The organism is Mesorhizobium sp. M0778 (assembly GCF_040320105.1).
Taxonomy (GTDB): Bacteria; Pseudomonadota; Alphaproteobacteria; order Rhizobiales; family Rhizobiaceae; genus Mesorhizobium.
The window spans coordinates 180,794-193,559 of the sequence record NZ_JAMYPA010000004.1; the positions used below are offsets into that span (position 1 = coordinate 180,794).

Genomic DNA, 12,766 nt, shown 5'->3' on the forward strand with positions numbered 1-12,766 from the left:
TCTGATCGGTTCTTTCGAACCGTCAGATCACGTAGGATCGGAGAGGCTCGAAGCCGTTGAAGGCAACCGACGCGTAGGTCGTCGTGTAGGCGCCGGTGCCCTCGATCAGCACCTCGTCGCCAATGGTCAGCGACAAGGGCAGCGGATACGGCGTCTTTTCGTACATCACGTCGGCCGAATCGCAGGTCGGGCCGGCGAGCACGCAAGGCGCGGTCTCGCTGCCGTCATGCGCGGTGACGATCGGGTAGCGGATCGCCTCGTCCATCGTCTCGGCGAGACCGCCGAACTTGCCGATGTCGAGGAACACCCAGCGCACATTGTCGTTGTCGGCCTTCTTCGAGATCAGCACGACCTCCGACTTGATGACGCCGGCATTGCCGACCATGCCGCGGCCCGGCTCGATGATCGTCTCGGGGATCGCGTTGCCGAAGTGCTTCCTGAGCGCCGAGAAGATCGCCTGGCCATAGGCCTGCGCCACCGGCACATCCCTGAGATAGCGGGTCGGGAAGCCGCCGCCCATATTGACCATCTTCAGCACGATGCCTTCGTCGGCGAGCGTCGCGAACACCTTCTTGGCGTCGCCCAGCGCGCGGTCCCAGGCGGTCAGGTCGGTCTGCTGCGAGCCGACATGGAACGACACACCATAAGCATCGAGGCCGAGCGCCCTGGCATGGCGCAGCACGTCGACCGCCATCGCCGGCACACAGCCGAACTTGCGCGACAGCGGCCATTCGGCGCCCTCGCCGTCGGTCAGGACGCGGCAGAACACGCGAGCGCCGGGAGCGACACGGGCGATCTTCTCGACCTCCTCGACGCAGTCCACCGCAAACAGCTTAATGCCGAGCTGGTAGGCGCGCTGGATGTCGCGCTCCTTCTTGATGGTGTTGCCGAAGGAGATGCGGTCCGCCGGCGCACCGGCGTCCATCGCCATCTCGACTTCGGCAACGGAAGCGGTGTCGAAGGACGAGCCCATCGCAGCAAGCAGGCGCAGGATTTCCGGCGCCGGGTTTGCTTTCACCGCATAGTAGATCTTGGAATCGGGAAGCGCCTTCTCGAAGGCGCGGAAATTGTCGCGCACGACATCGAGGTCGACGACGAGGCACGGGCCGTTCGGACGTCGGGTAGCGAGGAAATCAAGGATGCGCTGGGTAGCCATCGGGGTCTCTCCATCAGCGCCTTTCGGCGCGCACAAAGGCTTGCGGACGCGGGCTCTCGGCCTCGCGAACACGCGGTGGACAAAGGCGGGACGGAAATCCATGGAACCAGCCGGTGGAGACCCCGGAACCATGAAGCGCCGTCTCGCGGCGGTGAACCTTGGCCTTGCCCGGCCTCGGTTCGCTTTGTCTGCCTTGGCTTGGATGGGAGACCCCGTCCGCACTGCCGGCAATGAAGGTGTGCCTCTTCAGTAACCCCGGTCTTTGGACGACCGGCAGAACACCAGAAAGGCCCGCACCGTCGTTGCTTCAAGGTGTCCTCGGTTGGCGGTTGGCCGCTAAACCGACTGGAGGGGTTGGCTCCAGTTACCTTACCGATTGCCCTCACCATTCGAGGATCGGCGGACACCCACAGGCACGTGCGACTTTGGGCAAGCGCGATATAAGAGCGAAAGATTTCACAATCAATAAAAATCGTATGGCAGGTTGTAAAATTTGTGGCATCGAACAATGCTGCGGCAACCAGAAGAACAATGCTGCGGCAAGCACATCCGGATATCGAACGCATGACAGGCACTCGCGGCCCGCTGAACGCTTTTCTCGACCTTGATCAAGCCCCTGTTACCAATGCGCAATCCGGCCCGCTTGTCGGCTTGCGGCTGGCCGTCAAGGATATCTTCGACGTCGCCGGCTACCGCACCGGCTGCGGCAATCCGCAGAAATACCGGGAAGCTTCACCGGCCACGGCGACCGCGCCGGCCGTCCAGGCGCTGCTTGATTCGGGCGCACGCTTCGTCGGCAAGACGCAGACCGACGAACTCGCCTTTTCCCTGCTGGGGCTGAACGCGCATTTCCCGTCGCCGATCAATCCGGCGGCACCCGACCGCGTCACCGGCGGCTCATCCTCCGGTTCTGCCGCGGCGGTAGCCGGCGGGCTCGCCGACATCGCCACCGGGTCCGACACCGGCGGCTCGATCCGTGCGCCGGCAAGCTTCTGCGGCCTGATCGGCCTCAGGACGACGCATGGCCGCATCCCGCTCGACGGCACCATGCCGCTGGCGCCTTCGCTGGACACGTTCGGCTGGTTCGCCAGGGATATCGTCACTTACGAAAAGGTCGGCACGGTGCTGCTCGGCGACGATCCGCATCGCCACGAACTGGTACGCCCTTTTGCCCTCGACGCGCTGGACAGCCTCGTGCTCGGCCCGCTGGAGGCGGATGAATATCGCGCCATGGTCCGCAGTGTCGCGTCGGTGCTGGGCGCGCCGCGCAGCGTTGGCCCGCTGTCGCATTCAATCGACGATCTTTATTGGTGCTTCCGTAAGCTGCAGGGCTATGAAGCCTGGCAAAGCCACGGCGCCTGGATCGCCGGCGGCGACCGCATGCTCGGCCCCGGCGTCAAGGAGCGCTTCGAGCATGGCGCGACCATCAGCGCGACAACCGCGCAGCACGAAACGGAACGTCGCGTTTCGTTTCGCCTCGAACTTGCCGGCCTGCTTGGCGACGACGCCGTTCTTGTGCTTCCCACCGCTCCGGGTGCCGCGCCGCTCAAGGCCGCGACATTCGACGATTTGCAAACCTATCGCGAGCGCGCGCTGAGACTGCTATGCCTTTCCGGCCTGTCCGGTTTTCCGCAAATCACGCTGCCGCTCGGCAAGACCGGCGGGGCGCCGTTCGGCCTTTCGCTGCTCGGCCCGAAGAACAGCGACCGGCAGCTGATTGCGCTGGCCGCCCGCATCCTTTCAGCCCGCCAAGGAGGCGCATGACATGGATACGCTGACCCGCATGCGTGCCTTCATCGACGTGGTCGAGGCCGAAGGCTTTTCGGCGGCGGCGCGCAAGATCGGTCGCTCGAAGGCGTTATTGTCGAAATATGTGCGCGAGCTCGAGGACGAACTCGGCGCGCTGCTGCTCAACCGGACCACCAGGCAGTTCTCCCTGACCGAGGCCGGCCACACCTATTACCGGCGCGCCTCGGAGATCGTGCGCGAGGTCGACAGCCTTGCCGATGCGGTGCGCGAATCCTCCGGCGACGTGCGCGGCAGGATCAAGCTGTCGGCGCCGCGTACTTTCGCCGACGCGCCGATCGGCCAATCGCTGATCGACTTCGCCAAGCAGCATCCCGACATCGTCCTCGACATTCATCTCGACGATCGCTTCGTCGATCTGGTCGAAGAGGGTTTCGATCTGGCGGTGCGCATTTCGCGGCTGGAGAATTCCTCGCTGATCGCCAGGCGCCTGGCGCCATTTTCGGTACGGCTTTGCGCGTCTCCCGAACTGATCGCCAAGCACGGCATGCCGGTCAGGGCGCAAGACCTTGCCCGCGTGCCTTGCATCATCGACACCAATGGCCGCTGGCTCACCAACTGGCCGTTCAAGGGCGACAGCGGCGATACCGTGAGCGTTTCGGTTTCCGGCCCGATCGAGGTCAACAGCCCGATGGCGGCAAGGGCCGCTGCCGTGGCTGGGTTGGGATTTTCCATCCTGCCGGATTTCATCGCCGCGCCCGACATCGAAAGCGGCAAGCTGGTGACTGCGCTGGATGACCGCATCCTGCCCGGCGGCGGCATCTTCGCCGTCTACCCGCACCGGCGCTATCTGCCTGCAAAAGTTCGCGTATTCGTCGACTTCCTGGTGCAGTGGTTCAAGGCGCTGGACACCGCATGAGCTTTCAGCCGCCCTGCGGTCCCATTTTCGCCCCCTTTCTGGTAACTGTCGGCAATTCACCGAAGCCAATTGAATTGCGACCGAGAATGCACCTGAAACAGCAAGCAATCATGCTGGCTTCGGCCTTGAGCGCGACGCTTGCCGCCGTCGGACCGGCTGAGGTGCATCCCCACGTCTTCGCCGAGGCCCGGCTCGAAGTGGTCCTCGGGCCGGATCACCAAACTGTGAAGGCATTGCGCCATGTCTGGCGCTTCGACGACTTGTTTTCGAGCACGGTGATGATGGAGTTCGACAAGAATTCCGACCTGAAGCTCGACGACAAGGAGCTGAAGGATGTTGCCGACACCGTCCATGCCTCGCTTGCCGAATTCAACTACTTCCAGCTCGTCACCGTCGACGGCAAGGACGTGGCAATGACCCCGCCGCCGCAGCTGATGGCCAATTTCGACAACGACCAGTTGATCATCCTGTTCGAATCTGAACCGAAGGCGCCGATCAAGCTCAGCGGCAAGATCGACATCGGGGTGTACGACCCGACCTTCTACACCGCGATCGATTTCACCGAGGATGCCCATCTGCAGGTCGATGGCCTGCCGCCGACCTGCACCAGCAAGGTTGTCCGCCCGAATCCGGATGAGGCGATCGCCCAGAACCAGAAGACCCTGACCGACGCGTTCTTCAACGATCCGACGGGCACCGACATGAGCAAGATCTTTGCCACCAAGCTTGAACTGACCTGTCAGCCGGAAGGATAGATCCAGTGACGAAACCGTCCCTGCGTTTGGCACTCGGTCTTCTGGCCGCCGCCTTTGTGATGACGCACTTTCTCGGCTCCGCCCACGCCCAGAGCTCGCTCGGCATCGGCACCAATGACGGCATGGCTCCAACCGCCACCGGCCCGTTCGCCCACATCCTGATGTGGATCAATCTGCGCCAGCAGGAATTCTATCATGCGCTTGCCGGCGCGATGAAGGCGATGCGCCAGGACGGCAGCAAGATGTGGCTGCTCATCGGCCTGTCCTTTGCCTATGGCATTTTCCACGCTGCCGGCCCCGGTCACGGCAAGGCGGTGATCTCATCCTACATGGTGGCCAATGAAGTGGCGCTCCGGCGCGGCATCATGCTGTCCTTCGTCTCGGCCCTGCTGCAGGCGCTGACCGCGATCGTGGTGATGCTGCTCGCCTATTTCGTGCTGCGCGGCACCGCGATATCGATGACCGACGCCGCATGGTTCCTCGAAATCATGAGCTATGTCTTCGTCACCCTGTTCGGCGCCTGGCTGCTGTGGCGCAAGGCTGGCCCGGCCATCCTGCGCCTGTTCGGCGCAAATCCCGGCTACAGCCTCTCGGCTGCCCATGCCGGCCATTCACATGCCGGCCATTCACATTCCGCGCATGCCCATGCGGCACATTCCCACGCGCTTCATGCGCATGACGATCACGACCATGCGCATGACCATCATGACCACGGCGCACACGACCACGCCCATGCTGCGCACGATCACCACAGCCATGCGGCGGGGGAGGTCTGCGAGACCTGCGGGCACTCGCATGCGCCCGACCCGGCGCTGCTTTCCGGCGATCGCTTCGACTGGCGCACGGCTTGGTCGGCGGTGGCTGCCGTCGGTATCCGCCCCTGTTCCGGCGCGCTGATCGTGCTGAGCTTCGCCTTGCTAAATGGGCTGTGGTTCGGCGGTATCCTGTCGGTGCTGGCCATGGCGTTAGGCACCGCAATCACCGTCTCGGCTCTGGCGACGCTTGCGGTCACCGCGAAGAACTGGGCGGTGTATTTCGCCGGCGACGGCCGCATGGGCAACCGCATCCATTCCTTCGTCGAAATCGGCGGTGCCGCCTTCGTCTTCCTGTTCGGTCTGCTGCTGCTATCGGCCAGCCTGACTGGCGCCTGACCTCGTTGCGCCCGATCGGGGTGCTTTAACTAGGGATCCTGCCGCCCAACTCGTCCTCGATATGGACGCGTATGATCTCGTCGAAGCTCGTTTCGGCAGCGAAGCCAAGCTCCCTCGAGCGCCGCGCCTCGAAGCGTGTCGGCCAACCCTTCACGATCGCCCAGATCGTCTCGTCGGGCTCCTCGCGGATCAGTTTGACCGCCTTGGCGCCGGCAACACGTTCCAGCGCTTCGATCTGTTCGCCGACACTGACGGCGACGCCCGGCATCGTCAGGTTGCGGCGCGGCCCGACTGCAGCGCCGTCAATTCCAGCCGCATGGATCAAAAAATTCACCGCCGAACGCGGGCTGGCGTGTGTGTGGACGACCGAGCGCGGCACCGGCAGGATGGCTTCATGGCCGCTCAGCGGCTCGCGGATGATGCGGGAGAAGAAACCCGAGGCCGCCTTGTTCGGCTTTCCCGGCCTGACGCAGATGGTCGGCAGCCTGATGCCGATGCCGTCGAAGAAGCCACGCCTGGTATAGTCGGCAAGCAGCGCCTCGCCCATCAGCTTCTGCGTGCCGTAAGAGGTCAGCGGCGTCGGGTGGAACTCGTCCGGAATGATTTCGGGAAACGGCGCGCCGAACACGGCGATCGATGAGGTGAAGACGAGGCGCGGCGCAAATGCCGCCAGCCGGACGGCATCGAATAGCGCCCTTGTGCCATCGAGATTGACGCGGTAGCCGAGATCGAAATTGGCCTCCGCTTCACCCGACACCACGCCGGCGAGATGGAAGATCACGTCGGGCCGCGGCGCGACCAGATTTGTCGTCGCGCCCGGCGCGGCAAGGTCGCCGGTGTGGACGCTGATGCTGACGCCTTCGAGGGCGGGCGCCTGCGGTGGCACGATGTCGTGAAGGTCGAGCGCGGCGATCTTGCGGCCGCCGAGTGTCCCGTCCTTGGCCAGCCGGGCAATGAGCTTGCGGCCGACCATGCCTGCCGCGCCGGTAATCAGAATGCGCATGTCACTTTCCCTTTTTGCGCTGGCTGCGGCTACGCAGCCAGAACACGACGAAGATTGCCACCATGAAGATCGCGGCGACGACGCCGGCAAGAACCGTCGAGACGTTGCCGACCGCCAGCATCACGGTTGGAAGATAATAGGCTGCGATGCCGAACAGCAGCAAAATCCAGGCGGCGCCGATTGCCGCATTGCGGGTGTCGCGGTCCATCACGCGGCCCCAGGGTAGCGGGCGTTCATGTCGATCGTTGCCAATACCAGGAACTCCCGAAATCAGTGATAGTGGCCACGGTGCGGTGCCGCATCATGCGCGTGATCGTGCTCGCCATCATGCTCATGGCTGTCGGCACATTGGCCGAATTCCGGTTCGACGGTGGCATGGGCTATGCCATGCTCCTGCGCAAGCCGTTTCTTGATCGCGCTGACCGCCATATGCGCGTCGACGCCGTCATTGAGGCAGGCATGCAACGTCGCCATGTTGCTGGAACCGTCGATCGACCAGACATGCATGTGATGCACCTCGCGCACGCCCTTGATCGAGCCTTCGATGTCCCTCGCGATCAGGTCGCGGTCGAGGCTTGCCGGCACGCCTTCGAGCAGGACGTGGGCAGCCTCGCGCATCAGCGACCATGCCGTGGACAGGATCAGCAGCGCGACAAGGACCGATAGGATCGGATCAATAGGCGTCCAGCCCGTCGCCAGGATTATCAGCGCCGCGATGATCGCCGCGGCCGAGCCAAGCAGGTCGCCGAGCACGTGCAGGATGGCGCCGCGCATGTTCAAGCTGTCACGGTCGCCGCCATGCAGCACGAAGAAAGAGCCGATATTGACCGCAAGGCCGGCGATCGCAACGACCAGCATCGGCCCACCGAGCACGGGCTCAGGCGTCAGCAAACGCCCCCAGGCCTCATAGACGATCCACAGCGCAATGGCGAAGATGGCGATGCCGTTGGTGTAGGCGACCAGTGTCTTGACCCGGCCGAAGCCGTAGGTGAGGCGCACGGTCCCCGGCCGGCTCGCAAGATGAAAGGCATACCAGGCAAGGCCGAGCGCAATGCAGTCGGCAAGCATGTGGCCGGCATCCGCCAGCAGCGCCAGCGATCCCGTCAGGAGACCGCCAAGCGCTTCGACGACCATGAAGCCGGCGGTCAGGCAAGCCGCGATCAGCACGCGCTTCTTGTCGGTCGAGCCATGCACATGCCCGGCACCGTGACTGTGGTCGTGGCCCTGCGCGGCATGGTCGTGGGTATGCGCCATCTATGAGCTCCTGCTACGCGCCAAACTCGGCGCGGAAATCCTCGAGCCGCCGCTTCTGCTGGCCATCGCTGTCGAAATTGGCCGGATCGAGCCACGCCTCATAGGCTCTGCGCAGATCAGGCCATTCCTTATCGATGATCGAATACCACGCGGTATCGCGGTTTTCGCCCTTGACCACAAGATGCTGACGGAAAACGCCCTCGAACTTGAAGCCGAAACGTTCCGCCGCGCGCTTCGACGGCTCGTTGCGATTGTTGCATTTCCATTCGTAGCGGCGGTAGCCAAGCTCGTCGAAGACGTACTTCATGAACAGGAACTGCGCTTCCGTCGCCGCCGGCTTGCGCGAGATCAGCGGTCCCCAATAGATGTTGCCGATCTCGATCACGCCATAGGCCGGATCGATGCGCATCAGCGTCTGGCGCCCGGCGACCTTGCCGCTGGCCTTGTCGATGACCGTGAAGAACAGCGGGTCATCGCTGGCTTCGGCCTTGTCCAGCCATGGCTGGAAGGCGGCGCGGGTCTGCGGCGGGTCGTCGAACAGCCAGGCGAAGCGGCCGCCGGCATCGACCACTGACGAGGCCTCGAACAGGCCGTCGCCGTGCTTTTCGGCGTTGAGCGGCTCCAGCCTGACAGTGCGCCCCTCCAGCAACTTGCGTTCGGGCCGCGGGCGCGGTTGCCAATTCTTGAGATTTTCCGACACCGAAACTCCAATCCGTTTGACTTTTGCGGGCGGACGCTCACAAAAACGCACGCTCTCTGAAAGAACCACACGGACGGGAAAAATGCTCCACACGATTTCGGCCTTCGACCGCCTCGGCGAGGAAAATGCGTTCGCAGTGCTGGCGCGTGCCACTGCACTTGCCCACCAGGGCCGCGACATTGTCAATCTCGGCATCGGCCAGCCCGACTTCAAGACGCCGCAGCATATCGTCGAGGCCGCGATCAAGGCGCTACGCGATGGCCATCACGGCTATACGCCGGCCAACGGCCTGCTGGCGACGCGCGAAGCGGTGGTACGCCGCACGCTGGCCACCACTGGCGTCGAAGTCTCGCCGGAAGCGGTGATGATCCTGCCCGGCGGCAAGCCGACCATGTTCGCGGCGATCCTGATGTTTGGCGAGCCGGGTGCCGAAATTCTCTATCCCGATCCCGGCTTTCCGATCTACCGCTCGATGATCGAGTTCACCGGTGCCGCCCCCATCCCGGTGCCGATGCGCGAGGAGAACGGCTTTGCCTTTTCGGCCGCGGAGACCTTGGCGCTGATCACGCCGAAGACCAGGCTGCTGATCCTCAACTCGCCGGCCAATCCGACCGGCGGCGTCACACCGCGCGCCGAGATCGAGAAGCTGGTCAAGGGCCTGGAAGCGCACCCGGACGTCGCCATCCTTTCCGACGAGATCTACGACGTGATGACCTATGACGGCGAGACGCATTGTTCGCTGCTCGCTTTCCCCGAAACCCGCGACCGGCTGATCGTGCTCAACGGCTGGTCGAAGACCTGGGCAATGACCGGCTGGCGCATGGGCTGGTCGATCTGGCCGAACGGCGACAAGGGCGCGCATCTCTACGATAAGGTGCGCAAGCTGGCGGTCAATTGCTGGTCCTGCGTCAACGCGCCGAGCCAGTATGCCGGCATAGCCGCCATCGACGGCCCGCAGGACGATGTCGACACGATGATGCGCGCCTTCGACCGCCGCAGAAAGGTCGTGGTCGAGGGGTTGAATGCCTTGCCCGGTGTTTCCTGCATTACGCCGAAAGGCGCCTTCTATGCCTTCCCCAATGTTTCCAAGACCGGCTGGAAGGCCAAGAAGCTCGCCTCGGCGCTGCTCGAGGATGCCGGCGTGGCGCTGATCGGCGGCCCCGATTTCGGCATTCTCGGCGAAGGCTATGTCAGGCTATCCTACGCCAATTCCGAAGAGAACATCCTGCGCGCGCTGGAGCGGATCGAGACGTTTCTGACGAAGTGAGGCCACGATCGACGAAAGGAGACGCCAGATGTTCTATGCCATTCTAGCCTATCACGAGGAAGAAGCGATTACGGCGCTGACGCCGGAGCAGGATTCGGCGCTGATGACCGATCTTCTCCAGATCAACGATCGGCTTTACCGGCAAGGCACCCTCGGACCGGCGGCGCGGCTCGGCGCGACACAAGACGCCTGCACCTTGCGCGGGCCAGGCACCGGAATGGTTGTTGACGGCCCCTTCGCCGAGACCAAAGAACAATTGCTGGGACTTTATGTTGTCGACTGCGCCAACCGTGACGCCGCTGTCGACATTGCGCGCGACCTTCGCCGCGTCAATCCGACCGCCGTCTACGAAATCCGCCCGATTTCGCTGTATCTTCCCGGCGTGCCGCTTCGGGTCACGCGGCCCTAATGCATGTCGCGCAAAAGTGTGCAGCGGTTTTGCGATAACGACATGCATAAAAACAAGAATCTAAAAGCGCGTCGCATGAGGCCGGTCGAACGCAACGCGCTTTTAGGACCGAGTTGAGACTAATTTAGCCTCGCCCGACAAACGGCATCTTGGTCGCCATCACGGTCATGAACAGGACGTTGGCGTCGAGCGGCAGGCTGGCCATATGGAGGACGGCATCGGCGACGCGCTCGACATCCATCACCGCTTCGGCGGCAATGGTGCCGTTGGCTTGCGGCACGCCGACCGTCATCGCTTGCGCCATGTCGGTCAGCGCGTTGCCGATGTCGATTTGACCGCAAGCAATGTCGAAGGGCCTGCCGTCCAGCGCCAGCGTCTTGGTCAGCCCGGTGATGGCGTGCTTGGTCGCCGTATAGGGCACCGAGCCCGGCCGTGGCGCATAGGCCGATACCGAGCCGTTGTTGATGATGCGGCCGCCCATCGGCTGCTGCCTGCGCATGGCGCCGAACGCGCCGCGAGCACACAGGAACGAGCCGGTGAGATTGACCCCGACGATGTCGTTCCACACCTCGACCGGGATATCGTCGATCAATGTCGATTTGTAGCTCGTGCCGGCATTGTTGAAGAGCAGGTCGACGCGCCCGAAGGCCGCTGCCACCGTCTCGAACAGATCGTCGACCTGATCGGCCTTGCTGATGTCGCAGGCGAAGGCCAATGCCTTGGCCTGCGTCGGCCCGGCCGCGGCGATCGCATCCTCCAGCACCGGCTTGCGGCGACCGCAGAAGACCGTATTCCAGCCGGCCTTGAGCAGCACTGTGGCGACGCTTTTGCCGATGCCCGTGCCGGCGCCGGTGACGATGGCGGTTTTATAGTCGCTCATGGCTGTACTCCCTGAAAGGGATGAGCCATCGCAAATGACGGGAACCATGGCAAGCCGGCCCAAGGCCTGTGCTCGCAAAAAGGGCGGCCATTGGCGACCGCCCCTGATCCGAACCGGGCTTGGGAGGAGGAAAGCCGATCCGACTGCCTGAATCATGCGCTCACCGGATTAACGAGAGCTAACGCCAATGCCGCCGAGCGCTCCGAGGCTCTCCCCTTCAAGCTACCAGCGCGAACCGGTCACCGGCTTGGCCGTGCTGCCCGCTGCCGGCACCTTCGCCGCCGTCACCGTCGCCTCGACATGGTCGACCAGCGCGTCCGGCAGGCCGAGGCGGCCAGCAAGCAGGTCGAGATAGCCGCGTTCGGCCCGCGTGTCCGGATCGATGGCAAGACGCGAGGCGGTGTAGAGTTCCAGCTTTTGCGCATCGGTCTTGGCGCCGGCGATCAGCACATCCAGATCGAGCGGCGCGTCCAGTTCCGACATCAGGAATTTCTCCGCTTCGGCGCCGACGCCGGCGAGGCTGAGCTTGCCGGCGATCTTCTGCCGCTCTTCGTCATCGACATGACCGTCGGCCTTCGCCGCCGAGATCATCGCCCTGACCAGCGTCAGCGTGAATTCGTCTTCGCCCTGCGGCGCTTGCGACGGATGGAAGGCGGTATCGGCCGGCGGCGGCAGCAATTCCGGTTCGCCGGCGGCTTGCGTTTCGGCCGGCGCGTTGCCGTTCTTGTAGTTCTGGTAGGCCTTGTAGGCGAGGCCGCCGATCGCGGCCAGGCCGCCGAGCTTCACCGCCGCACCGGTGACCTGACGGCCTGGGCCGGTTCCGAGCAGCACCGCGGCCAGCGCACCGGCGGCAAGCGGATTGTCCTTGGCCATCTGCACCGCCTGCCCCGCCTTGTCGCGGACGGTCGATCCGGTACCGGGAACTTGCGAGCCGAGCAGATCGTCGAGGAGCTTCTTGGGATCGAACATCTATGCCTCCAGAATTGGCCCGGCCGAAGGTGCGCGGGCAGGTTTGCACGTCGAAGACCTAGGTCCCGCAGTTTGACATTACAATGACGCGGCGCATCCTTTGCCCCGCTTCCGTACATGACCTACGTGTCGAAACCAGCCCCGACTTCGAGTAATGTCGCTGCATGTCGCTTGGGAGGAGCCTGGCATGACCGATGAGACAGACCGCCAGCCGGCACGCGATCCCCAGGAGCTGGAGCGCCTGCTGATTTCACGGCAATGGGTCGGAGACATTGACGGCATGGCCGCGCTTTTTGAGCCGCATGCAGTCATCGACAGCGGTGGCGGACAACTGACGTTCGGCCGCGAAGCCATCCGAACGATGTTCGCGGAGGTCACCGCAACCGGCCGAAAATTTCAGTCCGGAGATCAGCGTCCGGCTGTCATCAATGGCGACCTCGCGCTCACCTCGACCCGGCTTCCCGACGGCACGATCACCACCGAGGTCGCACGCCGGCAGAACGACGGGACATGGCTGTGGGTCATCGATCGCTTCTCTGTTGCTTAACGTGAAGTTG

At 63.8% G+C, this 12,766-nt stretch carries 14 protein-coding genes; 7 read left to right on the forward strand and 7 right to left on the reverse strand.

Features of this window, described 5'->3' with window-relative positions:
• Positions 1–22: 22 nt before the first annotated feature.
• Positions 23–1,156, reverse strand: coding sequence for an ornithine/lysine decarboxylase (odc2, locus tag NKI22_RS08270; RefSeq protein ID WP_023720212.1), 1,134 nt, complete (start codon positions 1,154–1,156; stop codon positions 23–25).
• Positions 1,157–1,720: 564 nt separating this feature from the next.
• Between odc2 and NKI22_RS08275 the strand changes: the two genes are divergently transcribed.
• From NKI22_RS08275 to NKI22_RS08290, 4 genes are all read left to right on the forward strand, one after another.
• Entirely contained in the window at positions 1,721–2,920 is a 1,200-nt protein-coding gene (locus NKI22_RS08275) for an amidase (protein WP_023720211.1), read from the forward strand.
• 1 nt (position 2,921) lies between these two features.
• On the forward strand, positions 2,922–3,821 hold the full coding sequence (locus NKI22_RS08280) for a LysR family transcriptional regulator (protein WP_023720210.1): 900 nt from the start codon (positions 2,922–2,924) through the stop codon (positions 3,819–3,821).
• Positions 3,822–3,907: 86 nt separating this feature from the next.
• Complete coding sequence (locus tag NKI22_RS08285; RefSeq protein ID WP_023720209.1) at positions 3,908–4,576, forward strand: DUF1007 family protein; 669 nt, start codon at positions 3,908–3,910, stop codon at positions 4,574–4,576.
• Entirely contained in the window at positions 4,573–5,727 is a 1,155-nt protein-coding gene (locus NKI22_RS08290) for a nickel/cobalt transporter (protein WP_023720208.1), read from the forward strand. Before NKI22_RS08285 ends, NKI22_RS08290 begins: the two co-directional genes overlap by 4 nt.
• A gap of 25 nt (positions 5,728–5,752) precedes the next feature.
• Here the strand turns inward: NKI22_RS08290 and denD are convergent, their stop codons facing one another.
• The 4 genes from denD to NKI22_RS08310 all read right to left on the reverse strand — a co-directional run bounded on the left by denD (position 5,753) and on the right by NKI22_RS08310 (position 8,684).
• Positions 5,753–6,730 (reverse strand): D-erythronate dehydrogenase, encoded by a 978-nt coding sequence (denD, locus tag NKI22_RS08295; RefSeq protein ID WP_352850973.1) that lies wholly within the window; start codon positions 6,728–6,730, stop codon positions 5,753–5,755.
• 1 nt (position 6,731) lies between these two features.
• The gene (locus tag NKI22_RS08300) at positions 6,732–6,938 is read right to left on the reverse strand and encodes a hypothetical protein (RefSeq protein WP_031194351.1); all 207 of its coding nucleotides are present in this window, start codon (positions 6,936–6,938) and stop codon (positions 6,732–6,734) included.
• A gap of 62 nt (positions 6,939–7,000) precedes the next feature.
• The gene (locus tag NKI22_RS08305; protein ID WP_023720205.1) at positions 7,001–7,984 is read right to left on the reverse strand and encodes a cation diffusion facilitator family transporter; all 984 of its coding nucleotides are present in this window, start codon (positions 7,982–7,984) and stop codon (positions 7,001–7,003) included.
• A gap of 13 nt (positions 7,985–7,997) precedes the next feature.
• Positions 7,998–8,684: a GNAT family N-acetyltransferase gene (locus NKI22_RS08310; protein ID WP_023720204.1), complete on the reverse strand. Its 687-nt coding sequence runs from the start codon at positions 8,682–8,684 to the stop codon at positions 7,998–8,000.
• Between the two features lie 82 nt (positions 8,685–8,766).
• Here NKI22_RS08310 and NKI22_RS08315 point away from each other — a divergent pair, with 82 nt between their 5' ends.
• Positions 8,767–9,951: a pyridoxal phosphate-dependent aminotransferase gene (locus NKI22_RS08315; protein WP_352481960.1), complete on the forward strand. Its 1,185-nt coding sequence runs from the start codon at positions 8,767–8,769 to the stop codon at positions 9,949–9,951.
• 28 nt (positions 9,952–9,979) lie between these two features.
• Complete coding sequence (locus NKI22_RS08320; RefSeq protein ID WP_352481958.1) at positions 9,980–10,360, forward strand: YciI family protein; 381 nt, start codon at positions 9,980–9,982, stop codon at positions 10,358–10,360.
• 124 nt (positions 10,361–10,484) lie between these two features.
• On the opposite strand, the gene NKI22_RS08325 is transcribed toward NKI22_RS08320, so the two are convergent.
• Both NKI22_RS08325 and NKI22_RS08330 read right to left on the reverse strand, forming a co-directional pair.
• Positions 10,485–11,240 (reverse strand): SDR family oxidoreductase, encoded by a 756-nt coding sequence (locus NKI22_RS08325; RefSeq protein WP_352850971.1) that lies wholly within the window; start codon positions 11,238–11,240, stop codon positions 10,485–10,487.
• 222 nt (positions 11,241–11,462) lie between these two features.
• On the reverse strand, positions 11,463–12,209 hold the full coding sequence (locus tag NKI22_RS08330) for a tellurite resistance TerB family protein (RefSeq protein WP_352481956.1): 747 nt from the start codon (positions 12,207–12,209) through the stop codon (positions 11,463–11,465).
• Between the two features lie 154 nt (positions 12,210–12,363).
• On the opposite strand from NKI22_RS08330, the gene NKI22_RS08335 reads away from it, so the two are divergent.
• Positions 12,364–12,756: a YybH family protein gene (locus tag NKI22_RS08335; protein WP_352850970.1), complete on the forward strand. Its 393-nt coding sequence runs from the start codon at positions 12,364–12,366 to the stop codon at positions 12,754–12,756.
• The last annotated feature ends 10 nt before the right edge of the window (positions 12,757–12,766 follow it).

What these genes read in the sequence shown, in the direction of transcription:
- odc2 (WP_023720212.1), bottom strand. Translation starts at nt 1,156, where the DNA reads ATGGCTACCCAGCGCATCCTTGATTTCCTCGCTACCCGACGTCCGAAC.
- NKI22_RS08275 (WP_023720211.1), top strand. Translation starts at nt 1,721, where the DNA reads ATGACAGGCACTCGCGGCCCGCTGAACGCTTTTCTCGACCTTGATCAA.
- NKI22_RS08280 (WP_023720210.1), top strand. Translation starts at nt 2,922, where the DNA reads ATGGATACGCTGACCCGCATGCGTGCCTTCATCGACGTGGTCGAGGCC.
- NKI22_RS08285 (WP_023720209.1), top strand. Translation starts at nt 3,908, where the DNA reads ATGCACCTGAAACAGCAAGCAATCATGCTGGCTTCGGCCTTGAGCGCG.
- denD (WP_352850973.1), bottom strand. Translation starts at nt 6,730, where the DNA reads ATGCGCATTCTGATTACCGGCGCGGCAGGCATGGTCGGCCGCAAGCTC.
- NKI22_RS08300 (WP_031194351.1), bottom strand. Translation starts at nt 6,938, where the DNA reads ATGGACCGCGACACCCGCAATGCGGCAATCGGCGCCGCCTGGATTTTG.
- NKI22_RS08305 (WP_023720205.1), bottom strand. Translation starts at nt 7,984, where the DNA reads ATGGCGCATACCCACGACCATGCCGCGCAGGGCCACGACCACAGTCAC.
- NKI22_RS08315 (WP_352481960.1), top strand. Translation starts at nt 8,767, where the DNA reads ATGCTCCACACGATTTCGGCCTTCGACCGCCTCGGCGAGGAAAATGCG.
- NKI22_RS08320 (WP_352481958.1), top strand. Translation starts at nt 9,980, where the DNA reads ATGTTCTATGCCATTCTAGCCTATCACGAGGAAGAAGCGATTACGGCG.
- NKI22_RS08325 (WP_352850971.1), bottom strand. Translation starts at nt 11,240, where the DNA reads ATGAGCGACTATAAAACCGCCATCGTCACCGGCGCCGGCACGGGCATC.
- NKI22_RS08330 (WP_352481956.1), bottom strand. Translation starts at nt 12,209, where the DNA reads ATGTTCGATCCCAAGAAGCTCCTCGACGATCTGCTCGGCTCGCAAGTT.
- NKI22_RS08335 (WP_352850970.1), top strand. Translation starts at nt 12,364, where the DNA reads ATGTCGCTGCATGTCGCTTGGGAGGAGCCTGGCATGACCGATGAGACA.